General features: G+C 70.2%; 23 protein-coding genes and 1 tRNA gene. 17 read left to right on the top strand and 7 right to left on the bottom strand.

Features of this window, described 5'->3' with window-relative positions:
• The first annotated feature begins 3 nt into the window (after positions 1-3).
• From ACFVBH_RS33050 to ACFVBH_RS33030, 5 genes are read left to right on the top strand one after another with little or no spacing between them, the layout of a single operon-like run.
• Positions 4-570, top strand: coding sequence for a TetR/AcrR family transcriptional regulator (locus ACFVBH_RS33050; RefSeq protein ID WP_379007700.1), 567 nt, complete (start codon positions 4-6; stop codon positions 568-570).
• A 10-nt stretch (positions 571-580) separates the two neighbouring features.
• Positions 581-1,453, top strand: a complete 873-nt coding sequence (locus ACFVBH_RS33045) for an MYXO-CTERM sorting domain-containing protein (RefSeq protein ID WP_354988188.1) — start codon at positions 581-583, stop codon at positions 1,451-1,453.
• Positions 1,450-2,520, top strand: coding sequence for a DUF4129 domain-containing protein (locus tag ACFVBH_RS33040; protein WP_354988189.1), 1,071 nt, complete (start codon positions 1,450-1,452; stop codon positions 2,518-2,520). The genes ACFVBH_RS33045 and ACFVBH_RS33040 overlap by 4 nt, the downstream gene beginning before the upstream one ends.
• Positions 2,496-3,524, top strand: coding sequence for an AAA family ATPase (locus ACFVBH_RS33035; RefSeq protein ID WP_379007697.1), 1,029 nt, complete (start codon positions 2,496-2,498; stop codon positions 3,522-3,524). Before ACFVBH_RS33040 ends, ACFVBH_RS33035 begins: the two co-directional genes overlap by 25 nt.
• 3 nt (positions 3,525-3,527) lie before the next feature.
• Complete coding sequence (locus ACFVBH_RS33030) at positions 3,528-4,823, top strand: DUF58 domain-containing protein (protein ID WP_354988191.1); 1,296 nt, start codon at positions 3,528-3,530, stop codon at positions 4,821-4,823.
• Positions 4,824-4,952: 129 nt separating this feature from the next.
• Here the strand turns inward: ACFVBH_RS33030 and ACFVBH_RS33025 are convergent, their stop codons facing one another.
• Complete coding sequence (locus tag ACFVBH_RS33025; protein ID WP_354988192.1) at positions 4,953-5,738, bottom strand: RDD family protein; 786 nt, start codon at positions 5,736-5,738, stop codon at positions 4,953-4,955.
• An 87-nt stretch (positions 5,739-5,825) separates the two neighbouring features.
• Between ACFVBH_RS33025 and ACFVBH_RS33020 the strand changes: the two genes are divergently transcribed.
• On the top strand, positions 5,826-6,896 hold the full coding sequence (locus tag ACFVBH_RS33020) for a stage II sporulation protein M (protein WP_379007693.1): 1,071 nt from the start codon (positions 5,826-5,828) through the stop codon (positions 6,894-6,896).
• A gap of 755 nt (positions 6,897-7,651) precedes the next feature.
• Here ACFVBH_RS33020 and ACFVBH_RS33015 read toward each other — a convergent pair.
• Positions 7,652-7,734 (bottom strand) — tRNA-Leu (locus ACFVBH_RS33015).
• A gap of 283 nt (positions 7,735-8,017) precedes the next feature.
• Here ACFVBH_RS33015 and ACFVBH_RS33010 point away from each other — a divergent pair.
• The 7 genes from ACFVBH_RS33010 (at position 8,018) to pknB (ending at position 18,060) form a co-directional block, all read left to right on the top strand.
• A complete protein-coding gene (locus ACFVBH_RS33010) occupies positions 8,018-9,463 on the top strand; it encodes an FhaA domain-containing protein (RefSeq protein ID WP_379007691.1) in 1,446 nt (481 codons plus the stop codon).
• Positions 9,464-9,684: 221 nt separating this feature from the next.
• Positions 9,685-10,152 carry an FHA domain-containing protein gene (locus ACFVBH_RS33005; RefSeq protein WP_354988195.1) on the top strand — a complete coding sequence of 156 codons (468 nt, stop codon included), beginning with the start codon at positions 9,685-9,687 and terminating at the stop codon, positions 10,150-10,152.
• On the top strand, positions 10,149-11,609 hold the full coding sequence (locus ACFVBH_RS33000; RefSeq protein WP_354988196.1) for a PP2C family serine/threonine-protein phosphatase: 1,461 nt from the start codon (positions 10,149-10,151) through the stop codon (positions 11,607-11,609). Before ACFVBH_RS33005 ends, ACFVBH_RS33000 begins: the two co-directional genes overlap by 4 nt.
• Positions 11,609-13,081 (top strand): FtsW/RodA/SpoVE family cell cycle protein, encoded by a 1,473-nt coding sequence (locus tag ACFVBH_RS32995; RefSeq protein ID WP_354988197.1) that lies wholly within the window; start codon positions 11,609-11,611, stop codon positions 13,079-13,081. The genes ACFVBH_RS33000 and ACFVBH_RS32995 overlap by 1 nt, the downstream gene beginning before the upstream one ends.
• Entirely contained in the window at positions 13,078-14,547 is a 1,470-nt protein-coding gene (locus ACFVBH_RS32990) for a peptidoglycan D,D-transpeptidase FtsI family protein (RefSeq protein ID WP_379007686.1), read from the top strand. The genes ACFVBH_RS32995 and ACFVBH_RS32990 overlap by 4 nt, the downstream gene beginning before the upstream one ends.
• A 34-nt stretch (positions 14,548-14,581) precedes the next feature.
• On the top strand, positions 14,582-16,156 hold the full coding sequence (locus ACFVBH_RS32985) for a protein kinase (protein WP_354988199.1): 1,575 nt from the start codon (positions 14,582-14,584) through the stop codon (positions 16,154-16,156).
• Positions 16,153-18,060 carry a Stk1 family PASTA domain-containing Ser/Thr kinase gene (gene pknB / locus ACFVBH_RS32980; protein ID WP_354988200.1) on the top strand — a complete coding sequence of 636 codons (1,908 nt, stop codon included), beginning with the start codon at positions 16,153-16,155 and terminating at the stop codon, positions 18,058-18,060. Before ACFVBH_RS32985 ends, pknB begins: the two co-directional genes overlap by 4 nt.
• Positions 18,061-18,166: 106 nt before the next feature.
• Here the strand turns inward: pknB and ACFVBH_RS32975 are convergent, their stop codons facing one another.
• From ACFVBH_RS32975 to ACFVBH_RS32965, 3 genes are read right to left on the bottom strand one after another with little or no spacing between them, the layout of a single operon-like run.
• Entirely contained in the window at positions 18,167-18,643 is a 477-nt protein-coding gene (locus ACFVBH_RS32975; protein ID WP_354988201.1) for a deaminase, read from the bottom strand.
• A complete protein-coding gene (locus ACFVBH_RS32970) occupies positions 18,618-19,331 on the bottom strand; it encodes a dihydrofolate reductase family protein (RefSeq protein ID WP_354988202.1) in 714 nt (237 codons plus the stop codon). Before ACFVBH_RS32970 ends, ACFVBH_RS32975 begins: the two co-directional genes overlap by 26 nt.
• Positions 19,332-19,353: 22 nt before the next feature.
• Complete coding sequence (locus ACFVBH_RS32965) at positions 19,354-19,992, bottom strand: aminodeoxychorismate/anthranilate synthase component II (protein WP_354988203.1); 639 nt, start codon at positions 19,990-19,992, stop codon at positions 19,354-19,356.
• Between the two features lie 341 nt (positions 19,993-20,333).
• On the opposite strand from ACFVBH_RS32965, the gene crgA reads away from it, so the two are divergent.
• A complete protein-coding gene (crgA, locus tag ACFVBH_RS32960) occupies positions 20,334-20,600 on the top strand; it encodes a cell division protein CrgA (RefSeq protein ID WP_354988204.1) in 267 nt (88 codons plus the stop codon).
• Positions 20,601-20,673: 73 nt separating this feature from the next.
• On the top strand, positions 20,674-21,114 hold the full coding sequence (locus tag ACFVBH_RS32955) for a PH domain-containing protein (RefSeq protein ID WP_379007679.1): 441 nt from the start codon (positions 20,674-20,676) through the stop codon (positions 21,112-21,114).
• 42 nt (positions 21,115-21,156) lie between these two features.
• Here the strand turns inward: ACFVBH_RS32955 and ACFVBH_RS32950 are convergent, their stop codons facing one another.
• Both ACFVBH_RS32950 and ACFVBH_RS32945 read right to left on the bottom strand, forming a co-directional pair.
• Positions 21,157-22,038 carry a rhomboid family intramembrane serine protease gene (locus ACFVBH_RS32950; RefSeq protein ID WP_379007676.1) on the bottom strand — a complete coding sequence of 294 codons (882 nt, stop codon included), beginning with the start codon at positions 22,036-22,038 and terminating at the stop codon, positions 21,157-21,159.
• A gap of 28 nt (positions 22,039-22,066) precedes the next feature.
• A complete protein-coding gene (locus tag ACFVBH_RS32945) occupies positions 22,067-22,594 on the bottom strand; it encodes a peptidylprolyl isomerase (RefSeq protein ID WP_354988207.1) in 528 nt (175 codons plus the stop codon).
• Positions 22,595-22,758: 164 nt separating this feature from the next.
• Here ACFVBH_RS32945 and ACFVBH_RS32940 point away from each other — a divergent pair, with 164 nt between their 5' ends.
• A complete protein-coding gene (locus tag ACFVBH_RS32940) occupies positions 22,759-23,028 on the top strand; it encodes a hypothetical protein (protein WP_354988208.1) in 270 nt (89 codons plus the stop codon).
• Positions 23,029-23,045: 17 nt separating this feature from the next.
• On the top strand, positions 23,046-24,884 hold the full coding sequence (gene glmS, locus ACFVBH_RS32935) for a glutamine--fructose-6-phosphate transaminase (isomerizing) (protein ID WP_379007671.1): 1,839 nt from the start codon (positions 23,046-23,048) through the stop codon (positions 24,882-24,884).
• Positions 24,885-24,974 lie beyond the last annotated feature (90 nt).

Raw genomic sequence — 24,974 nt, 5'->3', positions numbered from 1 at the left:
GCCGTGACCACCCGTGATCCCGCCGGCACGCGCAACCGGATCCTCGACGCGCTGGAGACCCTGCTGCTGGAGAAGGGCATGGCCCAGGTGACGCTGGAGAGCGTCGCCGCCGCGGCCGGCGTCTCCAAGGGCGGCCTGCTCTATCACTTCAAATCCAAGGACGCCCTGCTCGCCGGACTGGTGCGCAGGCTCGGCCGGCGCACCGAGGAGCAGGTCCGCACCGTGGTGGACAGCGGACAGTCCGTCGCCGAGTGGTACCTGCAGAACCCGCAGCACTACGACGACGCCGACGCGCACGAACTCGCCCTGTACCGCTCGATGCTCGCGGCCATGCGGACCGTCGACGGTCCCGTCGACCAGAGCGGCGACGAGACCGACCGCGCGCTGTTCGAGGTGCTCGACTCCTGGAAAGGCGTGCTGGACAACGAGATCGAGGACCCGGTGGACGCCGAGATCATCCGGCTCGTCGGCGACGGGGTCTACCTGCGCGCTCTGCTCGGCATGCCGCCGGTCGACGCGGAGGTCTATCGCCAGGTCGTCACCCGGCTAACCGGCGGTTCGTCCGGTTAGACTCGGGCCCGTGTTGCCAGCCGCCGCCGACTCCGTCGGACCGTCGACCGGCTCGGTGGGGGGGACGACCACCGATTCGGTGATCGTGCCCGTTCGCCCGCTGCAGTTTCGCGAACTCCTCGATCTCCCCTTCGCGCTGTTGCAGGCGCGGATCAAACCGCTGGCCCGCGTGGCCGCGGTGGCGGTGGCCGGAGCGAGTGCCATCGCGATCGCGGCGACGGTCCTGATCTCGGTCGCCACCCGCGATTCCGATGACGGCGTGCTGGTCGGCGCGATCATCGCGACCCTGCTGTGCGCGTGGGTGGTCCGGCTGATCATGCGCGGGGTCACCGTGCCGATGGGCCTGGCCGTGGTGCACCGGCGGCCGCTCGACCGCGGGGGCGCGTTCGCGCGGCTGTCCGAGGTGGCCGGACCGGTGCTCGGGTACCAGGTCATGTTCACGCTCATCGGGATCGGCGTGCTGGCGCTCGGGACGCCGCTGATGATCACCCTGCCGCTCGCCGTCCTCTGGCTGGCCTGGCTGCGGGCGCGCCGCTCGCTCACCCTGCCGGTGATCTTCGACGACTCCGCGCCGTACAAGGCCGCCACCGCCCGCTCGCGACTGCTGACCGGCGGCACCGAATGGCAGCTGGTCGGGGTGTGGCTGTACCTGCGCGCGCTCATGGTCGTGCTGCTCGTGCCGCTGTTCGCGCTGTGGAACTACGTCTCGGACATCTCCGGCACCCGGCGCTGGACGGTGACCGTCCTGATCATCACCATCTCCCTGCTCATGATCGCGTTCGCCGAGATGGTGGAGTCCGCCGCGCAGGTCGTGGCCTACGTGGACCGGCGCTGCCGGCGCGAAGCCTGGGACATCCGGGTGCCCGGGCAGGCGCGGCCGTGACCGATCACCCCGCCGGACAGCCGAATTCCGGACAGCCGCAGGCGGCCCCGCCCGAACCCGCGCTCGGCCCCGCCGCCGCGCACCTGGCCGCCGCCGAGGACGCCGCGCGCCGCGCCGACTTCGGCACCGCGCTGCGCGAGCGCTACCGCGCCGTCACCCGCGGCCTGGAGCAGCGCGGCATTCTCGAGGAGCAGCGCGCCCGCACCGCCGGGGAGACCGCCCGCGCGGCCTCCGCCGCTGTCCCCGAGGACGCGGCGGAACTCCCCTGGGCGGCACACAGTTTCGACGAGGTCGTGTACGGCGGCCGCCCCGCGGGCGAGGCCGAGTACCGGCGCCTGGCCGAGGCCGACCGCTTCTCTGTCGCCCCGGCGCCCAAGAGCGCACCCGCCGAGGTCACCGCCGCGCGGCGCAAGAAACGCGTCCGCAAGACCCGGGACAAGCGGGATCGCGAGCCGTTCCGCTGGCCGCCGATCCTGAGCGACTGGCGGTTCTGGGCCGTGCTCGGCGGGACGCTCGTGGTGCTGGTGCTGATCTACGTGCTGCTGAATGCCGGTGCGCCGCCCGATGTTCCGGACGTGCCGGACAAACCGGATCCGCCGAGCAAGCCCCCCGAGGTGCCGGATCGGCCGCGCGAATTCGGCGAGGGCCAGGATTCGATCTTCGAGACCATGCCCGCCTGGGCGGCGTTCGGCGGCCTGCAGTTCCTCATCGCCTGGGGTCTGGTGCTGTGCTGGCGCGGCCGCAGGCGCGGCACCGTGGTCGAGGAACCGCTGCCGGTCCGGGCTCCGGCGCACGAGCTGCTCGCCGGGCAGGCCGGGCTGTACCGCAAATCCCACGACCACGATCACGTGGCCGGCAAGCTGCGCGCGGCCACCCTGCGCCGCCTGCGGCCGGTGCTGAGCCTGACCGCCGACAGCTCGCCGGAGCTGGTGGTCGGCGCCGTCGCCGCGCGCAGCGGCGCCGATCCGGCGCTGGTCCGCGCCGCCCTGTACGAACCGGTCGCCGACCGGGCCACGCTGGAAGTCGTGGCCGCACAACTCGAATGGATCGAAGCGGAGGTCCTGTGACCCGATCGGAGCCCCAGGTGGACACGTTCGCCACAACCAATCACACCGTCACCCCCGAGCAGGCCCAGCAGGCGCTGCTCGCACTGCGCGGTGAGATCGGCAAGGCGGTCGTCGGCAACGACCAGGCCGTGATGTACCTGGTGCTGGCCCTGCTGTGCCGCGGTCACGTGCTGCTGGAAGGCGTTCCGGGCGTGGCCAAGACGCTGCTGGTGCGGGCGCTGGCCACCGCCCTGGATCTGGAGCACGCGCGCATCCAGTTCACCCCGGACCTGATGCCCGGCGACGTCACCGGATCGCAGATCTACGACCCGCACTCGGCCGAGTTCACCTTCCGGCGCGGACCGGTCTTCACCAACCTGCTGCTCGCCGACGAAATCAACCGCACCCCGCCGAAAACCCAGTCCTCGCTGCTGGAATCGATGGAGGAGCGCCAGGTCTCGGTGGACGGCGTGCCGCAGCCGCTGCCCGACCCGTTCGTGGTGATCGCGACGCAGAACCCCATCGAACAGGAGGGCACCTACCCGCTGCCGGAGGCGCAGCTGGACCGGTTCCTGTTCAAGGTCGACATCCAATTGCCCGGGCGCGACGACGAATTCCGCATCCTCCAGCGGCACGCGGCCGGCTTCGATCCGCGTGATCTGGTCGCGGCGGGCCTGCGCCCGGTGGCCGGGCCCGCGCACATCGCGGCCGCCCGCCGGGCCGTGGCCGGGGTGACGGTCAGCCCCGAGGTCCTCGCGTACACCGTGGACCTGTGCCGGGCCACCCGCACCTCCCCCGCCGTCGCGCACGGCGCCTCCACCCGCGGCGCCACCGCCCTGATGGCCGCGGCCCGTGCGTTCGCCTGGCTGAACGGCCGCGGCTACACCACCCCCGACGACGTGAAAACCGTTGCGACGGCGGTGCTCCGGCACCGCCTGCAACTGCGGCCCGAACACGAGGTCGAGGGCGTGACGGCGGAGGGCGTGATGGCGTCCCTGCTGATGTCCGTGCCCGTCCCGGTGTAGCGCGTGATCGTCACCGGCCGGCTGGCCGCCGCGGCGGGTCTCGCGGCGCTGTTCGTCACCTTCGTGCTGCCGTCCTGGCCCGGGGTGCTGCTGGCGACCGGCGTGCTCGCCGCGCTGGCGCTCGCCGATCTCGCGCTGGCGGGTTCCGCGGCGGCGCTGGAGCTTTCGCGCGCGCCGATCACCACGGTGCGCAGCGGGCGGACCATCGAGGTCGAACTCGTCGCGCTCAACACCGGCGCGCGGACGCTGCGCGGCGTGCTGTGGGACGACTGGCCCGCGAGCGCGCACGCCGATCACCGCGGGCACGCGCTGCGGCTGCCGCCCAACACGATGACCCGGCTGCACACCGAACTCACGCCGCAGTACCGCGGCGACCGGATCGCCGGGCCCGTCACCGTGCGGCTCTACGGGCCGCTCGGCCTGGCCGGACGCCAGGTGCGCCGCGCGGTCCCGGCCCGGCTGCGCGCGCTGCCCCCGTTCACCAGCGAGAAGCTGATGGCCTCCAAGGTGAGGCGGCTGCAGCACCTGGAGGGCCGCAACACCACGACCGTGCGCGGGCAGGGCACCGAATTCGATTCCTTCCGCGAATACGTGGCCGGCGACGACGTGCGCACCATCGACTGGCGCGCCACCGCCCGCGCCAACGACGTACTGGTGAAAACCTGGCGGCCCGAACGCAATCGGCACGTGGTCATGCTGCTGGACACCGGGCGGGTGAGCGCGGGCCACGTCGGCGCGGGCACCCGCCTGGACGCGACCATCGAGGCGGCGCTGCTGCTGGGCGGGCTGGCCGCGGCCGGCGGCGACGCGGTGGATCTGCTCGCGTACGACCGCCGGGTGCGCGCCGAGGTGCGCGGGGTCGGCGGAAAACGCCTGCAGCTCAAGCTCATGCACGCGCTGGCCGCGGTGACCCCGGAGCTGGTGGACACCGACTACCAGGGTCTGCTGCGCACCACGCTGCAGCGCGCCCGCCGCCGCAGCCTGGTGGTGTGGTTCACCCATCTCGACGCGGCCACCGTGCAGGAGGGGCTGCTGCCCGTGCTGCCGGTGCTCACCGAACGCCATCGGGTGCTGGTCGTTTCGGTCACCGACCCCGAGGTCGCGCACGCGGTCACCCGGCGTTCGGGCCTGTCCGATCTGTACGCGGCCGCGGCGGCCGAGAACGTCGTCGCCGACGACGCGGTGGCCCGGGAGAACCTGCGCCGCATCGGCGTCCGCGTGATCACCGCGTCGCCCGACCGGCTCCCCGAGGCCCTGGCCGACGAGTACCTGGAACTCAAGCGCACCGGCGCGCTCTGACGGGACCGGCCGTCGTGTCCGATGGGCGGCGGCCGGGCGGCGCCGCCGGATCCGGCTGGAATCACCGGGATCGGGGCCGGTTGCGCACGAGGACGACGAGTCCGGTTCCGCCGCAACCGCTCCGGAACGCTAGGTCGCGAACGCCGGGCGCGCGATCACGGGCGGAGGCGCAACGGCCATGATGGCGCGGCGCTGCCGTTCGGCCAGCACCGCGCCCAGGATCTGCAGCGGCGGATAGCCGTTGGGCGGGGGCACCGCGAGCTGCGTGCACACCGCGAGCACCAGGGTGCGGCCCAGCTGCTCCTGCGCCATCGGGGTGAGGGTGCGCGAGCGGGTCAGGTAGGTGCGGACCGCGAGCGCCAGCTCGTCGGTGAGGCCGGTCAGGTCCAGCGGCCGGGACCAGGCCAGCAGCCACGGCGGCGGCGCGGCCAGCGCCGCGAACGGCAGGCGGCTGCGATCGTGCACCACCACGGTCCCCGCCAGCGCGTCGCCGATCCGGCGGCCGTCGGCCGAGCACAGCGAACTCACCACGGCCACCAGTCCGGTGCCGAGCAACCAGAAGTCGACGGTGCCGGCGAGCCCGCGGGTGACCGCGTGCCGGAAGTCGACCGGGCCGCCGTCCGCGCGCACGACGCGCAGGCCCAGGGTGAGCTTCCCGATCGAGCGCCCGCGCGAGAACGTCTCGCTCAGTGTCGGATAACCGATGAGCACCCCGACGATGGTGGCGACCATGACGGCGTCGTGCCACGCCGAATCCGCGTCCCAGGCGTCCAGCGTGAGCTGGGTGATCACCACCAGCACCAGGCCGATGAACAGCTGCAGGATCAGATCGAGCAGAAACGCCGCCGCCCGCGTGGGAATGCGAGCGATCGGCAATTCGACCGCGACGGCCTCACCGGTCGTGAACAGTGCCATATCTTCTGCCTTCGCTTCGCTGCGGCGGGTTCGCGGTCCGATTCGATGGATAGCATTCTGTCGAGTGGTAGCACAGGAAGGCAACCGATGGATCTGGACGCGTACACCTTCGTGCACAGGCGCTCGTGGGATCGGCTCGACCAGCTGGCCTCGCGCCGCAAGCGGCTCACCGGGGCGGAGGCGGACGAGCTGGTGCGGCTGTACCGGATCGGCTCGCAGCAGCTGGCCCGGTTGCAGACCCGCTCGGCCGATCCCGAGCTCATCGCCGGGCTTTCGGCGGTCCTGACGCGGGCGCGCGGGCGCGCGCTCGGCGCGCAGGTGGACACGATGCGCGAGATCGGCCTGTTCTTCACCCGGCGCTTCCCGGCGGCGGCCTATCGCGCGTGGCCGTGGTGGGTGTCGGTGGCCGCGCTGTTCCTGGCGGTGTCCACGGCGCTGGGCGCGTGGGTGGCCGAATCCGATTCGGCGCGTCGGCATCTGGGCATCGACTCGGACACCGACGAGCTGACCCGGCCCGGCGGGGCCTTCGAGACCTACTACTCCGAACACTCGCACGACGCCTTCGCGGCCAAGGTGTGGACCAACAACGCCTCGGTGGCGGCGGCGGCGCTGTTCACCGGGGTGCTGATCCTGCCCGCGGTCTACGTCATGTTCATGAACGCGATGAACCTCGGCGTGAGCGCCGGGCTGATGGCCGAGGCGGGCCGGCTGGAATCGTTCTTCGGATTCATCCTGCCGCACGGAATGCTGGAGTTGACGGCCATTTTCGTGGCCGGCGGCGCGGGTCTGAAGCTGGGCTGGACGCTCATCGATCCGGGGCACGAGACCCGGGCGCGAGCGCTGGCCCGGCAGGGACGCGCCACCGCGGTCATCGCGCTCGGTCTGGTCGTGGTGCTGTTCGTGTCGGGTCTGCTGGAGGGCTTCGTCACCCCGAGCGGCTGGCCGACCGCGGTTCGGGTCGGGATCGGCGCGCTCGCCGAACTCGGTTTCCTGCTCTACGTCTTCGGGCTGGGACGGCGCGTGGTCCGGGACGAGGAAGCGGCGGCGGCCGCGCACATTTTCGGCAATCCGGCGATGCCCGCTGTTCATGTGGGCGAGAGCCCGGAATTCCCTGCGGCACCGGCGACTCGAACGCCGGCGACAACGGCCAGGAATTGATTTGCACTGGCCGCAGCGAGTCCGGCTCAGCTGCGGCCAGCGTTGCCGACGACTCTACACAATCGTTATGGCTACGCAACCTCCGACTCGCTCAGCGGACGCACGACGCGACCAGGCGAAACATGGTTCGCACGAAGGCAACCCGAGAACATCGCTAATTTCCAGCTTCGGCTTTGCGGGGCGGCTGCCGAGCCGTTTCCGAACCGTGCGCCCGAGCCATTTCTCCGGGCCGTTTCACCCCCGCCGCGCACCCCCGCCGGCGACGCCCGGCGCCGTTTGCCGATCAGTCCGGCCAATACCCGTCGCCGGTGGTTCAACCCGCGTTAAGCTGGTGTTTCTCACCATCTCAGCGCCATTGCCCAGCGGTCACCGAAAGTGAAACAGACCCCAAGTCTGTTTAACCTCATTTTGGCCAAACGGGCATCCGGCAATGGCGGAAGGAAATCGGGCGCATACCCGATTCGATACCTTCCGGCAATCGATTTACACCCCCGCGCGGACCGTCGGAGGCACTCCGGCAACGCCCCGGCCGAGGAGTTCACGCGCGTGTCTGCGATCTTCGTCACACTACGTTTGACCTGCGGATTCCCGGGCATCGGCGCCGAGGTTCGAACGGCGCCGCACAAGACCCGAAAAACGGGGTATCGCCGGGGAGTGCGATCGAGCGCAAGCTCGGGAGCGCACACAGGCGCGAACCCGGAGGCAGCACGAAACGCAGTAGGCCCCATCCGGATTCGGATGGGGCCTACTGTTTGTGGGCGAAGGGGGACTTGAACCCCCACGTCCTTACGGACACTGGCACCTGAAGCCAGCGCGTCTGCCATTCCGCCACTCGCCCGAGCGACGGGAAGAAACGTATCACGGGGTATGCGCCAAAACGAAATCCGCTGGTTACCGGCTATCCCGGCGGGTGATGGCAGGCTGGGAACCCAGGGGTGCCGTCAAGAGTTACAGGTGTGGGCGAACGCGGATATCATGCAAGCACCGTGTCCCCACAGCGACACGCCATGCTCGCGTGCCGCTGTATCGGACGAACGCGCAGGTCAACGGCGTCACACCCGCAGACCCGACACGACGAACGCTTCACTCGAGGGAGCGTCCTTGACCCGAGAGGAGGGGCGATGGGGATTGTTTCGCGATTCGAACGTCGCCTCCAAGGGGCAGTCGGTGACGCCTTCGCGCGTGCGTTCGGCGGCAGCGTTGTCCCGCAGGAGGTGGAGGCCGCGCTGCAGCGCGAGGCCTCGGACAACGTGCAGGACATCGGCGGCGGACATCGGCTCGCACCGAACAGCTACGTCATCACCGTCAACGAGTCGGACCTGGGGCAGCTCGTCCAGGGCGAAGGACAGGCCGATCACGACCTCACCGTGCGCGCATTCGCCAAGCATCTGCAGGACTACATCCGCGAACAAGGGTGGCAGACCTACGGCGAAGTACACGTCGAGTTCGAGGCATCCCCTACGCTGCACACCGGACAGTTCAGGACTCGCGGCCGAGTGGATCCGGACGCCGTCGGCGGTAGCGTCGACCGCCGGGCGGGTCCGGCGGCAGGACCTGAACGCAGACCACGACCCAACCCGCAACCAGGAGCTGGCCCCATGACGCAGAACTCAGGCTACGACCCCAGCCGTGAGCCCGCGGAGTCCGATCCACGCCGTGGATACGGCGCTCCGCCTGCGGGCCGCCCCGCACCGCAGGGGGGCTATGGCGACCAGGCCGGCTACGGCCAGCAGGGTGGCTACGGCGCCGACCAGGGCTACGGCGAGTACCAGAACGGGTACGACTACCAGCAAGGCCAGCAGGGCTACGGCGCCCAGCAGGGCGGCGGCTACGGCGACCAAGCGGGCTACGGCCAGCAGGGTTACGACCAGCAGGCGTACGGGCAGCAGCCCGCGTACCCGGCGGACCAGGCGTACGGCCAGCAGGGCGGGTACGACCAGGGCTACGCCGACCAGGGCTACGGGCAGCAGGGCCAGCAGGGCTACGGCGATCAGGGCCAGCAGGGCTATGCCGACCAGGGCTACGGGCAGCAGGGCGGCGGCTACGGGCAGCAGCCCGCCTACCCGGCGGACCAGGGCTACGGCCAGCAGGGCGGGTACGACCAGGGCTACGCCGACCAGGGCTACGGGCAGCAGGGCCAGCAGGGCTACGCCGACCCGAACCAGCAGGGCTACGCCGACCAGGGCCAGGCGGGTTACGGCGACCAGGGTTACGGCCAGCAGGGCGGCGGCTACGGGCAGCAGGGCGGTGGCGGCGGCTACGCGCCCGCCGCGGCGTCCGGCTACTCCGCGACCCTGCAACTCGACGACGGCAGCGGCCGCACGTACCAGTTGCGTGAGGGCAGCAACATCATCGGCCGCGGGCAGGACGCGCACTTCCGCCTGCCCGACACCGGTGTCTCCCGGCGGCACATCGAGGTTCGCTGGGACGGCCAGACGGCCATGCTCTCGGACCTCGGTTCGACCAATGGAACGCTGGTCAACGGGTCTCCGGTACAGGATTGGCAGCTCGCCGACGGTGATGTCATCCGCGCCGGGCATTCCGAGATCCTGATCCGGATCGTCTGATCCCGTAAGCTCGCGGTGCAGGTCACGATATGACCCGAGAATCCTCGGTCGTATCGTGATCGCAACCGGTCTACGGCCCTATGATGCTGCCAGCACGCGCGGCGGCTGCTACCACTGTCGGAATGCCCGGCACGCGTAGCGAATAGGGCCGCTTCGACCAGCACACCGGTTGGGGGTCGAAAGCCGTACCTACGACACGGTCGAACAGGAGGTGGAGCACCGTGCAGGGATTGATCCTGCAATTGACCCGTGCGGGGTTCCTGCTGTTGTTGTGGCTGTTCGTATGGGCGGTGCTCCGGACCTTGCGCAGCGATATCTACGCGGCCTCCGGCATCCGGGTCGCACCACGGGCCCCTGGCGGTTCAGCGGTGCTCCCATCCTTGCGCCGAGGCCAGAAGGGCGCCAAATATCTCGTGGTGACTCAGGGTTCACTCGCCGGCACTCGAATCTCGCTCGGCGCGCAGCCGGTGCTGATCGGGCGCGCGGACGACTCCACACTGGTCCTCACCGACGACTACGCCTCCACCCGGCATGCGCGACTCTCGCCGCGCGGGGAGGACTGGTACGTCGAGGATCTCGGTTCCACCAATGGGACCTACCTCGACCGGTCGAAGGTCACCACCCCGGTGCGAGTTCCACTCGGCACCCCTGTCCGTGTCGGTAAGACAGTGATCGAGCTGCGATCGTGACTCTTGTTCTCCGCTACGCCGCGCGTAGCGACCGCGGTCTCGTCCGAGCCAACAACGAGGACTCCGTCTACGCCGGCGCGCGACTGCTCGCGCTGGCGGACGGCATGGGCGGCCACGCCGCCGGTGAAGTCGCCTCCCAGTTGATGATCGCCGCGCTGGCGCATCTCGACGACGACGAGCCCGGCGACGACCTTCTCGGCAAGCTCGATCGCGCTGTGCGCGAGGGCAATGCCGCCATCGCCGATCAGGTCGAGGAGGAGCCGGAACTCGATGGCATGGGCACCACGCTCACCACCATCCTGTTCGCCGGCCGCAAACTCGGCCTGGCCCATATCGGCGACTCCCGCGCCTACATGCTCCGCGGCGGTGAGCTCACCCAGATCACCCGCGACGACACCTTCGTGCAGTCGCTGGTGGACGAGGGCCGCATCACCCCCGAGCAGGCCCACACCCATCCGCAGCGCTCGCTCATCATGCGGGCGCTCACCGGCAACGAGATCGAGCCCACCCTGGTGGTGCGCGAGGCCCGGGCCGGTGATCGCTACCTACTGTGCTCCGACGGCCTGTCGGACGTGGTCAGTGACGAGACCATCGCCAACACCCTGCGCGAGGGCAGCACCGACGAGTCGGCGGATCGGCTCATCGAATTGGCCCTGCGCAGTGGCGGTCCCGACAACGTGACCGTCGTGGTCGCCGATGTCATCGACCTGGACTACGGGCAGAGCCACCCCATCGTCGCGGGCGCGGCGTCGGGGCAGGACGAGGACACTCCCCCGCCGAACACCGCCGCCGGGCGGGCCGCCGCCATGAGACCACCGCGCGCCGCACCCCGGCGCGCGGTCGCGCAGCCGGAGCCCGATCCGCCCAAGAAGAGTCACAAACTGCGCTGGGTGGCCCTGTCGCTCGCGCTGCTGGTGGCCGTCGGGGCGGGTCTGACGGTGGGCTACAACATGATTCGCGGCAACTACTACGTGGGCGCCGACGGTGACCGCGTGGTGATTCACCGCGGTCTGCCCGGTTCGGTACTCGGCTACTCCATTCGCGATGTCGATCAGCGCGGCTGCGTCACCCGCGGCGGCGAACTCCAACTGGTCGCGCCGGACGCGGAATTCCCCGCCGGCTGCCGCGAACTCAAACTCATCGATCTCAAGCCCACCGGCCGTGATTCGGTCGACAAGGGGCTGCCCCCGGGCTCGCACGACGACGCCGTCAAGCAGATGCGCGCCCTCGCCGAGCGCGAACTGCTGCCGCCGTGTGAGAAGCAGGCCGCCTCGACGCCGAACACCACCACGACCACCACCCCGCCCGCGAGCACCACGGTCGTCCCGACCACCACGCCCGAGGCGCAGCCCGGTGGCGAGAACCGCCCGCTGGAACCCCGCAAGACCGACCAGCCGTCGGCCACCACCACGACCGCGCCGCAGACGCCGGGGCAGAACTGCAGGGTGGCGGACTGATGTCCGCACCGGCACCACCGTCCGCTGGGGCCTTTCCCAGTCCGCCGGGCGGATTCGCTCCCGCGCCTCCGCCGTCCACTCGGCGGAATGTGGAACTGTTGCTCCTCGGACTGGCGGCGCTCATCACGACGGTGTCGCTGGTGCTGGTCGAGGCCAGCCAGGAACAGTCGATCTCCTGGGACATCGCCAAACTGGGCGCGGCCTACATGGCCCTGTTCGGGGTGGCGCACCTGGCGGTGCGGCGTTTCGCGGCCTTCGCGGACCCCCTCCTACTACCGATCGTCGCCCTGTTGAACGGGCTCGGGCTGGTACTGATCCACCGCCTGGACCTGGCCGAGAAGCAGGACGCGATCTTCGCCTCCAAGTCCATCCCCTCCCCCGATGCCAATCAGCAGGTGCTGTGGACGGGGCTGGGGATGGTGGTTTTCATGGGGGTCATCATCGTGCTGCGCGATTACCGCACGCTGGCCCGCTACGCGTACACCCTCGGGCTCGTCGGCCTGATCGCGCTCGCCATCCCGGCGCTGCTGCCCAGCAAGTACTCCGAGGTGAACGGCGCGAAGATCTGGATCCGGTTGCCGGGCTTCAGCATGCAGCCCGGTGAGTTCGCGAAGATCCTGCTGATCATCTTCTTCGCGGGGGTGCTGGTCGCCAAGCGCGATCTGTTCACCGCCGCGGGCAAGCACGTGTTCGGCATGGAACTGCCGCGCGCCCGCGACATGGGCCCGATCCTGGTGGTGTGGCTGGTCTGCATCGGCGTGCTGGTGCGCGAAAAGGACCTGGGCACATCGCTGCTCATCTTCTGCACCGTGCTGGTCATGCTGTACATCGCCACCGAGCGGGTGGGCTGGGTCGTCATCGGCCTCGGACTGCTCGGCATCGGATTCTTCTTCGCCTACAAGATGTTCGGGCACGTGCAGGTGCGCGTGGAGACCTGGCTGCACCCGTTCGACGACTACAGCAACACCGGCTACCAGATCTCCCAGTCGCTGTTCGGGCTCGCCACCGGCGGACTCGCGGGCACCGGCCTGGGCAGCGGACGGCCCTCCCAGGTGCCGTTCGCCAAGACCGACTTCATCATCACCTCGATCGGTGAGGAACTCGGCCTGATCGGGCTGACCGCCGTGCTGATGCTGTTCTGCGTCTTCGTCATTCGCGGTCTCCGGACCGCGCTGGCGGTGCGCGACAGCTTCGGCAAGCTGCTCGCCGCGGGCCTGTCCTTCACCATCGCCATCCAGTTGTTCGTGGTGGTCGGCGGCGTCACCAAGCTGATCCCGCTGACCGGCCTGACCACCCCGTTCGTGTCCTACGGCGGCTCGTCGCTGCTGGCCAACTACGCGCTGCTGGCGCTGCTGATCAAGGTGTCCGACGCGGCGCGCGCGCCCGCCCCGGTGCGCAAGAAAGCGCCCGAGCCGATCGCGGAAGCGCCCACCCAGATGGTGCGCCGCCCGCCGAAGGGGGGCCTCGCGTGAACACTCCGCTGCGCCGGGTCGCGATGGCGGTCATGGTCATGGTGCTGGCCCTGCTCGCCAACGCCACCTACGTCCAGGTCTTCAAGGCGGACAGTCTGCGCAACGATCCGCGCAACGTCCGGGTGCTGCTGGACGAGTACGCCCGCCAGCGCGGGCAGATCTCCGCGCAGGGCACCGTGCTGGCGAGCTCGGTCTCCACCGACGACCGCTACCGGTACCTGCGCACCTATCCGACCGACCCGCTGGGGTACGCGCCGGTCACCGGCTTCTACTCCATGCAGTACGGCAGCACCGGGCTCGAACACGCCGAGGACTCGGTGCTCAACGGCTCGGACAACCAGCTGTTCGGGCGGCGGCTCATCGACATGGTGTCCGGCCGGGATCCGCGCGGCGGCAACGTGATCACCACGATCAACCCGGTCATGCAGCAGGTCGCGTACGAGCAGCTCACCGCCAAGGGCTACACCGGTTCGGTGGTGGCCATCGAGCCGAGCACCGGCCGCATCCTGACCATGGTGTCCACCCCGTCCTACGACCCGAACCTGTTGTCCGGGCACGACGGGGCCGCCTCCGCGCAGGCGTGGCAGACGCTGCGCACCGATCCGCGCCAGCCCATGCTCAATCGCGCGGTGTCCCAGACCTATCCGCCGGGCTCCACCTTCAAGGTGATCACCACCGCGGCCGCGCTCTCCAACGGCGCGGCCAAGCCCGACGACCAGCTCACCGCCGCGTCCCGCATCACACTGCCGGACACCACGACGACGCTGGAGAACTACAACGGGAGTCATTGCGGCCCGGGCGATTCCGTGACCGCCTCGCTCACCGAGGCGTTCAAGTACTCGTGTAACACGGCTTTCGTGGAACTCGGTATCAAGGTGGGAGCCGCGAAACTCAAGGACGAGGCCGCCGCGTTCGGAATCGGCCAGCATCCCAACATTCCGATTCCGTGGGCGGACAGCACCGTCGGGACCATCCCGGACGGCGCGGCCCTGGGCCAGAGCAGCATCGGCCAGCGCGATGTGGCGCTCACCCCGCTGGACAACGCCGTCATCGCGGCGACCGTCGCCAACGGCGGCGTCCGGATGCAACCGCATCTGGTGGATCAGCTGCAGGCACCCGACCTGACGATGCTGGAGACCATCAAGCCGATGTCGGTCGGCCAGGCGATCAGCGCGCCGGTGGCCACCCAGCTGACGACCATGATGATCGAATCGGAGAAGAACACGCAGGGCGGAGGCCAGCGGGCCTACCAGATCGCCTCGAAGACGGGCACCGCCGAACACGGCAGCGACCCGCGCAACACCCCGCCCCACGCCTGGTACATCGCGTTCGCGCCGGCGCAGAAACCGCAGATCGCGATCGCGGTGATCGTCGAGAACGGTGGCGACCGCGCCCTGGCCGCCACCGGCGGCTCGGTAGCGGCTCCGGTCGCCCGCGCGGTGCTCGATGCCGGACTGGGGGGCTGAACGACATGAAGGCGCAAGGTAGACAGGGTCAGGAATGCTGAACAACGGTGCGATGATCGCGGACCGCTACCGGCTGCAGCGGCTCATCGCCACCGGCGGCATGGGCCAGGTCTGGGAAGCGCTCGACACCCGCCTCGACCGCCGGGTCGCGGTCAAGGTGCTCAAGGCGGAGTTCTCCGCCGACCCCACGTTCCGGCATCGGTTCCGCACCGAGGCCAGGACGACGGCGCAGCTGAACCATCCGGGAATCGCCGGCATCTACGACTACGGCGAGACGCTGGATCCCTCGGGCGGCGAAATGGCCTACCTGGTCATGGAACTGGTGCAGGGCGAACCGCTCAACGCGGTGCTGTCCCGGCTCGGGCGGCTCTCGGTCCAGCAGGGCCTGGACATGCTCGAGCAGACCGGGCGCGCACTGCAGGTGGCGCACTCCGCCGGCGTGGTGCACCGGGACGTCAAGCCCGGCAACATCCTCGTCACGCCCACCGGCCAGGTGAAGATCACCGACTTCGGCATCGCCAAGGTCGTCGACGCCTCACCGGTCACCAAGACCGGCATGGTCATGGGCACCGCGCAGTACATCGCGCCCGAACAGGCCACCGGCGAGGACGCCACCTCGGCCTCGGACGTGTACGCGCTCGGCGTGGTCGGCTACGAGGCGCTGGCGGGCGAACGGCCCTTCACCGGGGACGGCGCGCTCACCGTCGCCATGAAGCACGTGCGCGAGACCCCGCCGCCGCTGCCCGCAGATCTGCCGCCGAACGTGCGCGAGCTCATCGAGATCACCATGGCCAAGGATCCGCAGCAGCGCTTCGCCACCGGCGGCGAGTTCGCCGACGCGGTGGCCGCGGTGCGCGCGGGCCGGCGGGTGCCAACACCCGGCGGCGGCCTGCCCGCCCAGACCGGCGCCACCCGGGTGCTGCCGCCCGGGCCGACGGTGATCATCCCCAACGCGCCGCGGCCCGACTCGGCCACCACCCGCTACCCGACGCCGCCGCAGGCACACCGGCAGGCGCCGCCCGCGCCGCCGACCGGCGCGACGGTCATGATGTCGGGTTCGCAGACCCCGGTGGGCAACACCGCTTTCGGTGCGCCCCCGGCCGGTGCGCCGGAGCCGCAGGGCCGGTTCACCAACAGTCAGAAGGCACTGGCCGGACTCGGTGTCGGCGCGCTGATCCTGGGCGCCGCGGCGGGTTTCGTGCTGCTCAGCGGGACGCCGGACGATCCGGCCCCGACCACCCGCACCAGTGCGGTCATCGCGCCGACGGCGCCGCCGAGCACGACGACCACCACCCCGCCCACTACGACGAAGGAGAAGCCGGTTCCGCCACCGGTGACCACCTACGAGCCGCCGCCCACCACCGAGGAACCGCCGACCACGACGGTGCCGCCGACGACCACCAAGCCGCCGGTGACCACCACGGTTCCCAAGACCACGACCACGGTCCCGCCGACCACGACCGCCGCGCCGACCACCACGGCGGGCGCGACCACGACCACCACGGCGGGCCGTCCGGGCATCGGCATACCATCATTTCCCATCCCCGGTGCTCGAGGAGTCGAGGGCGCTGCCGACAGTGATCCAGCCATCCCCCAAGGACCGCGATGACGACCCCGAAGAACCTCTCGTCCCGCTATGAGCTGGGCGAGATCATCGGCTTCGGTGGCATGTCCGAGGTGCACAAGGCGCGCGACATGCGCCTGGCGCGGGATGTGGCGATCAAGGTGCTGCGCGCCGACCTGGCCCGCGACCCCACGTTCTATCTGCGGTTCAAGCGCGAGGCGCAGAACGCGGCGGCGCTGAACCATCCGGCCATCGTCGCGGTGTACGACACCGGCGAGGCCGAGGTCGACGGCGGCCCGCTGCCGTACATCGTCATGGAGTACGTCGACGGCGACACCCTGCGCGACATCGTGCGCGGCAAGGGACCGATGCCGCCCCGGCGCGCCATGGAGATCATCGCCGATGTGTGTGCGGCGCTGGACTTCTCGCATCGAAACGGCATCGTGCACCGCGACATGAAGCCCGCCAACATCATGATCAACCGCGCGGGCGCGGTGAAGGTCATGGACTTCGGCATCGCGCGCGCCCTGGCCGACAGCTCCAACCCCATGACCCAGACCGCCGCGGTCATCGGCACGGCACAGTACCTTTCGCCCGAACAGGCGCGCGGCGAACAGGTCGACGCGCGGTCGGACGTGTACTCGGTCGGCTGCGTGCTGTACGAAATCCTCACCGGCGAACCGCCTTTCACCGGCGACTCGCCGGTCGCGGTGGCGTACCAGCACGTCCGCGAGGATCCGCGGCTGCCCTCGCACGTGCTGCCGAGCGTGCCGCGCGAACTCGACTCGGTCGTGCTCAAGGCCATGAGCAAGAACCCGGCCAACCGGTACCAGACCGCCGCCGAGATGCGCGCCGACCTGATCCGGGTGCTGGGCGGGCAGAAGCCCACCGCGCCCATGGTCATGAGCGACGAGGACCGCAACAGCTTCCTCGACGACGATCTGCCGCCGCCGCGCAGCTACCGCACGGTCGAGCGCCGCGACGACACCACCGAACAGGAGATCGTCGACAACGACGGCAACCCGCGGCGCACCGCGCTCATCGTGGCCGGCGTGCTCGGCACCCTCGCCGTCGCCTTCGGCCTGTTCTGGGCGCTGCTCGGGCCCGGCAGCAACGCCGAGCAGATCACCGTGCCCGAGATGGCCAACAAGAACGGCCAGCTCGCGCAACGGGATCTGGAGAAGCTCGGCTTCACCGTCGTCACCGCCACCAAACCCGACGGCAAGGTGGCCGAGGGCAACGTCATCGCCAGCCAGCCCCTGGGCGGCTCGCGCATCGACAAGGGCAGCACCGTCACCCTGCAGATCTCCTCCGGGCCCTCGCAGGTCCCGGTGCCGCGCCTGGCCGGGCTCACCCAGCAGCAGGCCGAACAGCAGCTGAATTCGGTGGGGCTGCGGCTCAATCCGGAAACCCAGCGCGAGGCCTCCGCCGCCGACGAGAAGGACAAGGTCACCAGCCAGGTCCCCGGCGAGGCCCAGAAGATCGACGCCGGCGGGCTGGTCACCATCACCCTCGGCTCCGGGCCGGAGAAGGTGCGCGTCCCGGACGTGGTCGGGCAGAACATCGAGGTGGCCCAGCCGAACCTGGCCGACAGCGCCGGATTCAAGGTCACCGTGCAGGAGGTGCCGAACTCCCAGCCCAAGGGCACCGTCATCGGCACCACGCCGAGCGCGGGCACCATGGCGGACAAGGGCTCCGCGGTGACCGTGCAGGTCTCCAGCGGCGATCAGATCCCCATGCCCAGCCTCATCGGACTGTCCCCGGCCCAGGCCGTGGACATCCTGCGCCAGCGCGGCTGGAACGGCCAGATCAGCCAGACGACGCAGAGCACGCTGGACGCCTCCGCCGTGGGACGGGTGCTCGCCCAGCAACCGACGGCCGGATCGTCCATCTCCAAGAGCCAGACGGTGACGATCACTACCGGGGTGCTGTCCCTCGGACCGCCGTGAGGCTCGACCGATAGACCACGAAAGCCGCACCCACGGGTGCGGCTTTCGTAGTTCCGGGGCGAGACATCCCGCCCGGCAGCCCGATTCGGCCCGGCGGGCGCGAAAGTCAGAGCGACAGATGCCGGTTCATCGACATGGCCTCGTCGGCCAGATCCCCGAGTTCCACGACCTCGACGCCGTGCTCACGCAGTTTCTCCACACCCTGGCAGTTGTCCACGAAGGTTCCCGGCTCACGCCAGGCGATGACCACGCGGCGGATGCCCGCGGCCAGTATGCGGTCGGCACAGGGCTTGCGATCCCGGCTCGCGCGCTGCGAACAGGGCTCGAGGGTGCTGTAGAGGGTGGCGTGCGGCAGCCGGGGGTCACCGGGCTCCAGCTTGTTCAGGGCCGACTCCTCGGCGTGCACCTTCTCGTCCGTCTCGCGGGACCAGCCGTGGATGATCTCCACGCCGTCCGCGCCGACGATGACCGCGCCCACCGAGAACGCGGTCGAACTGGGCGGGCTCAGGCGGGCGAGGCCGATCGCGTGCCGCATCCAGCCGCGATCGGTGCGCGCCTCATCGTTCTTGTGCGGCATGGACATCCGAACCCTCCTTGGGCAGATAGCGCAGCACGGCCACATCTCCGACGCGGCCGACCTCGGCCAATCGCATGCGATACGCGGGACCGCCCGGGAATTCGGCGGGTCCGAGAAAGCGCGGGGCGGCGGGATCGCCCACCACCAGGGGCGCGACGGCCATGCTGAGCTCGTCGGCCAGCCCCGCGGACAGGAACGCGGTGTGTATCGAGCCGCCGCCCTCGACCATGAGCCGGCCGACGCCGCGCCGGGCGAGATCGTCCAGCAGCGCGGCGAAGTCGATCGCGTGGCCCAGGGACACGACATCGGCGTGGGCATCGAGCCGGCCGCCCAGCGCGATTCGCCCGGAATCGGTGGTGTAGAGCACTCTGTCGCCGCCGGTGTGCCACAGCCGCGCCGACGGGCTCACCGCGCCGGACGCCGAGACGACCACGCGCAGCGGGTATTCGGGCTTGCCCGCGGCCAGCCGCCGCGACCGCCGGTCGGCGCTGTTGACCAGCAGTCGCGGATCATCGCCGCGCAGCGTGCCCGCACCGATCAGGATCGCGTCCGACTCCGCGCGCAACTCGTCCACCCGATCGAAGTCGGCGGCGTTGGACAGCAGCAGCCGCTCCGGGGACGCGTCGTCGATATAGCCGTCGACGCTGACCGCCACCGACAGCAGCACGTACGGCCGCGCACCGGGCGCGCTCACGCCGTCCCCACCGCGACCCGGCTCATATGAGGGCCGCGACCTCCGCCTCGAGCGTGCGGACCAGGCCCTCGTCGGGGCGCTCGCCGCACACGCCGAGCCAGTTGGCGAGCATGCGGTGCCCGCCCTGGGTGAGCACGGATTCGGGATGGAACTGCACGCCGTGGATGGGCAGGGTGCGATGCCGCATGGCCATGACGATGCCGGATTCGGTGCGGCCCAGCACTTCCAGCTCCGGCGGCATGGTCTCCTCGACCACGGTCAGCGAGTGGTAGCGGGTGGCGATGAACGGATCCGGCAGCCCGGCCAGCACGCCGGCGCCGATGTGGAAGACCTCGCTGGTCTTGCCGTGCAGCAGTTCCGGTGCGCGGGTGACGGTCGCGCCGAACGCCGCGCCGATGGCCTGGTGGCCGAGGCACACCCCGAGCAGTGGGCGCTCGTTCCGGGCCGCCGCCCGAACCAGGTCCATGCTGGCCCCGCCGCGTTCGGGGGTGCCGGGACCGGGCGAGATCAGCACGCCGTCGAACGCCCGCACGACAGCGTCCACGTCGGCCAGCTGGGGATCGTCGTTGCGCCAGACGGTCGCCTCGGCACCCAGTTGGCCCAGGTACTGCACCAGGTTGAACACGAAGCTGTCGTAGTTGTCGACGACCAGAACACGCATACGTCGAGAGTAGTTGGCCCGCGCGCGCCCGTCGCACGCAATACCGGCTCGGCGCGCCCGTCCACAGTGATCCACAGCCCGCCCCGCCCGCCGATCCACAGCCCGCACGACATCGATCCACCATCGCTCCACATCGATCCACAACGATCCACAACGATCGCGGATCGTTCCTTCCCCAGCCGGTGAACTATGGGGCACGCTTGCCACAGAGACCCGGGCAGACCGCCCGGTCCCGGAGTTCGGGGGCCGATCCCTCGACACTCCTCACGGGGCTTGGGGAAGCAGTCCCCGAGTGACCTGGGATAATCTCATCGAGACTGCACGCCGAAATTGAGGACGTCATGCCCAAGTCGAAGGTCCGGAAGAAGACCGACTACACGATCAACCCGGCCAGCCGCACGCCCGTGAAGGTGAAATCGGCCGGTCCGTCGCCGGTCTGGTACGTCTCCATCATGCTGGGCTTCATGCTCGCGGGCCTGGTCTGGCTGCTGGTCTACTACCTGGCCGCCGAGCAGATCGCCTGGATGAACGACCTCGGGCCGTGGAACTTCCTGATCGGTTTCGGCCTCATGGTGGTCGGTCTGATCATGACCATGCGCTGGCGATGAGTGCCTTACACGATTGTTATTCATACACACCTGTGGATAACCGTGTGGACAACTCGAGGAGAGACTGGGGACAGTGACCGAGCCCACCCCGCGACTCGACTGGTCCACACCCCTGCCGGCGGTGATCGCCTGCGGAATCGGCGGCCTCGGCCTGCTCGCGGCGACCGCGCTCGCCACCGACGCGGCGGGCCGGCTGCTCATCGGGGTGGCCGCGCTCGGCCTGCTCTTCCTGTTCGTGCTCGGGCTGCGGCAGCGCCCGCGCCTGGCCGTGGAACCCGGTGATCCGCCGCGGATCGTGGTGCGCGGCCTGACCGGGGCCCAGCGCTACACCCCGGACCGCATCGTGCGCACCCGCGTGGTCAGCTATCGCCGGCTCGGCCGGCGCATGCCCATGCTCGAGATGGACATCGCCGAACCCGGCGGCGACGAGCGGCTGCTCATCTTCGGCCGCTGGGATCTGGGCACCCATCCCGAGGACGTCCTGGACGTCCTGCGGGCCTATCTCCCGCGCTGATCGCGGGTCCCGCGCCGGGCGCGTCGATCGCCCCGCGGCGCGCTAGTTCAGCAGATCGGTGAAGTCCGGCGCGCCCACCGCGATGGCCGCGATCGAGATCACCGCGAGGGCCGCCACCGAGACCCAGCCGATGGTCATGGCCGCCTGCGGGGTCTTGGCCTTGAGCCAGCGCGGCAGGTACAGGATCCCGCCCGCGGCCAGCGTGCCCGCGAACAGCCCGCCCAGATGCCCGAGCATCGAGATGCCGGGCACCGCGAAGGTGATGATCAGGTTGAGCACCAGCAGCATCAGGATCTGCGTCAGGTTCTGGCGGGTGCGCAGCATGATCACCGCGACCGCGCCGAACAGGCCGAAGATCGCGCCGGAGGCGCCGACCGTGGCCACCGCCGGATTACCCAGCAGGGTCACCGCGGCCGAGCCGCCCAGCAGCGACACCAGATACACCGAGACGTAGCGCGCCCGGCCCAGCGCGGCCTCGCAGTAGGGGCCGAGCACGTACAGCGCGAACATGTTCGCCAGCAGATGCAGCGGGCCGTAGTGCAGGAACCCGGAACCGACGACCCGCCACCACTCCCCCTCGCCGACCAGGGCGGGAATCAGCCGCCAATCGACGAACAGCTGGGACGCGGTGTTCTGCACCGGATTCCGCGCCTGGATCGCGGTGATCGCGAAGACCAGGACGTTGAGCCCGATGAGCGTCCAGGTGACGTACGGCTTGCCGGCGGCCGACTGCACCGCACCGGTCATCGACCGCACCGGCCGCACATCCCGGCGGCCCTGCTGCACGCACTCCACGCAGTGCTGCCCGACCGCGGCCGGGGTCAGGCACTCCGGGCAGGCCGGGCGCCCGCACCGCGTGCAGCCCAGACCGGTGGGCCGGTCGGGATGCCGGAAACAGGTCGGTGCGGGCTGCTGCGGGTTCATGTCGAATTCTCTTCTGGATCGGGTGGACTCAGGAGATGGTGATGCTGGAGATCGCGATCTCGTCCTTGGGACGGTCGTTGCGATCGGTCGCGGCGTTGGCGATCGTGTCGACCACCTTGCGCGAATCCGGGTCCACCACTTCACCGAAGATCGTGTGCTTGCGATTCAGGTGCGACTGCGGGCCCACGGTGATGAAGAACTGCGAGCCGTTGGTGCCCGGCCCGGCGTTGGCCATGGCCAGCAGGTAGCCGCGGTCGAAGCGCAGCTCCGGGTGGAACTCGTCCTTGAACTCGTAGCCCGGGCCGCCGCGGCCGGTGCCGGTCGGATCGCCGCCCTGGATCATGAAGCCGTCGATGATCCGGTGGAAGACCGCGCCGTCGTAGAACGGGCCGGACTTGGTGCCGGAGGCGTTCGCGGTGGTGTAGGGCGCGGAACCGTCGGCCAGTCCGAGGAAGTTGCGGACGGTCGCGGGGGCGTGGTTACCGAAGAGCGCGATCTTGATATCGCCGAGATTGGTGTGCAGGGTCGCCACGGCGGTCTGATTCGGTGAGGTCACGGAGCCAAGGGTAGTTGGTTGTGCGTCCAGGGTTTCCCGACACTCGGGCCGGTGCCCGCCCGGATCGAGCGCCGCGACCGCCGCCCGGGAGGTTCGCGTCACTTCCTGCCCGAATCCGGGCAGATAAGTTGCGGAGTGCGGGTGATCATGGCAGGTTCGGTGCGGTGAATGACGGGGTTCCGGAGGATCTGGTGCGCCACGTGGCGGCCTCCACCGGTCTACCCGCGGCGGTCGCGGCCCGTGTGGTCGCCGATGTCGCCGGATACTTCGACGAGACCGCCGAACAGTTCGTGCGACGCAGACACGCCGAACTCCAGCGCCGGCAGGTGCGCAACGCCGAGATCTGGCGGCAGCTCGCCGCCGAACTCGCCGGGCGGCCGGTCGCCGCCCCCGAATTCACCGAACGGCAACTGCGCCGCATCGTCTACGGATAGAGGAGAGCCTCGCCGCAATGTGTGGAATCGTCGGATACATCGGGCACCGCGACGCCGTGCCGGTCCTGCTCGAGGGCCTGCATCGGCTCGAATACCGCGGGTACGACTCCGCCGGACTCGCCATCCCGCACCGGGGCCGGTTGCGGATCACCAAAACCCAAGGGCGGGTACAGGACCTGCGCAACCGCGTGGACGCCGAGGGCGCTCGCCTGCGCGGCAACGTCGGCATCGCGCACACCCGCTGGGCCACCCACGGCGAGCCCAGTGACGCCAACGCCCACCCGCACACCGACGGCGCCGGACGAATCGCCGTGGTGCACAACGGGATCGTGGAGAACGCCGAGGAGCTGCGCGCCGAATTGACCGCTGCCGGTGTGGAATTCGTCTCCGACACCGACACCGAGGCCATCGCCCACCTGGTGGCGGCCGCCCTGGCGGACGCCGATTCCCTGGAGGACGCCGTCCGCACCGCGCTGCACCGCGTCGAGGGCACCTACGGGCTGCTCGTGCTCGACCCGCGCCGCCCCGACGAACTCGTGGTCGCCCGCAACGGCAGCCCCATCGTGCTGGGCGTCGGCGACGGCGAGATGTTCGTCGCCTCGGACGTGGCCGCGCTGGTGCACCACACCCAGCGCGTCGTCTTCCTCGACGACGGCGAGCTGGCCACCGTCCGCGCCGGCGAATTCCGCACCAGCACACTCGGATTGGAAGCACGCCGCACCGACAAGACCCCGACCACCATCGCCATGGCGGCCGAGGACTACGCGCTGGGCGGCTACGACGACTTCATGCGCAAGGAGATGGCCGAACAGCCCGACGCCGTCCGGCGCGCGCTGCGCGGCCGGCTCGACGAACGCTTCGCCACCGCCATCCTGGGCGGACTGAACATGGACGCGCGCGAACTGCGCGGCATTCGCAAGGTGGTGTTCCTGGGCTGCGGCTCGGCCTACTACGCCGGGCAGCTCGGCGCCCAGCTGGTCGAAGAACTGGCGCGCATTCCCGCGGTAGCGGAACCCGCCTCCGAGTTCCGCTACCGCAACCCGGTGGTGGATCCGGACGCGCTGTACGTCGCCATCAGCCAGTCCGGGGAGACCCTGGACACCCTGGCCGCGGTCCAGGAGCTGCAGCGCAAGGGCGGGCGCGTGATCGGCGCGGTGAACGTGGTCGGCAGCGCGATCGCCCGCGAATGCGGCGCCGGGGTGTTCCTGCACGCCGGGCCCGAGGTCTCGGTGGCCTCCACCAAGGCGCTCACCAACATGACCGTGTCCTTCGCCATGCTGGCGCTGCTGCTCGGCCGGGTGCGCGACCTGTCCGCCGCGGGCGGTGAGCGCATCGTCAGCGGCCTGCGGGCGCTGCCGGACGCCATCGAGGCGGTGCTCGCCCAGGACGCCGAGATCGCCGAGATCGCGGCCAACTACGCCAAGGCTCGCAGCATGTTCTTCGTCGGGCGGGTGCGCGGCTGGCCGGTGGCCCGCGAGGGCGCGCAGAAGCTCAAGGAGATCTCCTACATTCACGCCGAGGCGTACCAGGGCTCCGAGCTCAAGCACGGCCCGCTGGCCCTCATCGATCCCGACATGCCCAGCGTCGTGCTGATTCCCGGCGACGAACTGCTGGCCAAGAACATCACCACCATCGAGCAGATCAAGGCGCGCGGCGGGCCCGTCATCGCGGTCACCAACACCGAACTGCCCGACGGGCTGGCCGACGCGGTCATTCGGGTGCCCGCGGTGGCGCCCGAACTCGACCCGATCATCCTCACGATTCCGCTGCAGTTGCTGGCGTATCACACCGCCATCGCGCTGGACCGGGACGTGGACAAGCCCCGAAACCTGGCCAAGAGCGTCACCGTCGAATAGGCAACCGGCAGCAGAGTCGGGGGGCCGGGGGGGGGGCCCCCCCGGCCCCCCCCCGGGTGTCAACCATGGGGTGGGGCTCGAGCCCCCCCG

The organism is Nocardia sp. NPDC057668 (assembly GCF_042799795.1).
GTDB lineage: Bacteria > Actinomycetota > Actinomycetes > Mycobacteriales > Mycobacteriaceae > Nocardia.
Note: the sequence above shows the minus strand (reverse complement) of the source record. Positions and strands in the feature narration are given on the sequence as shown.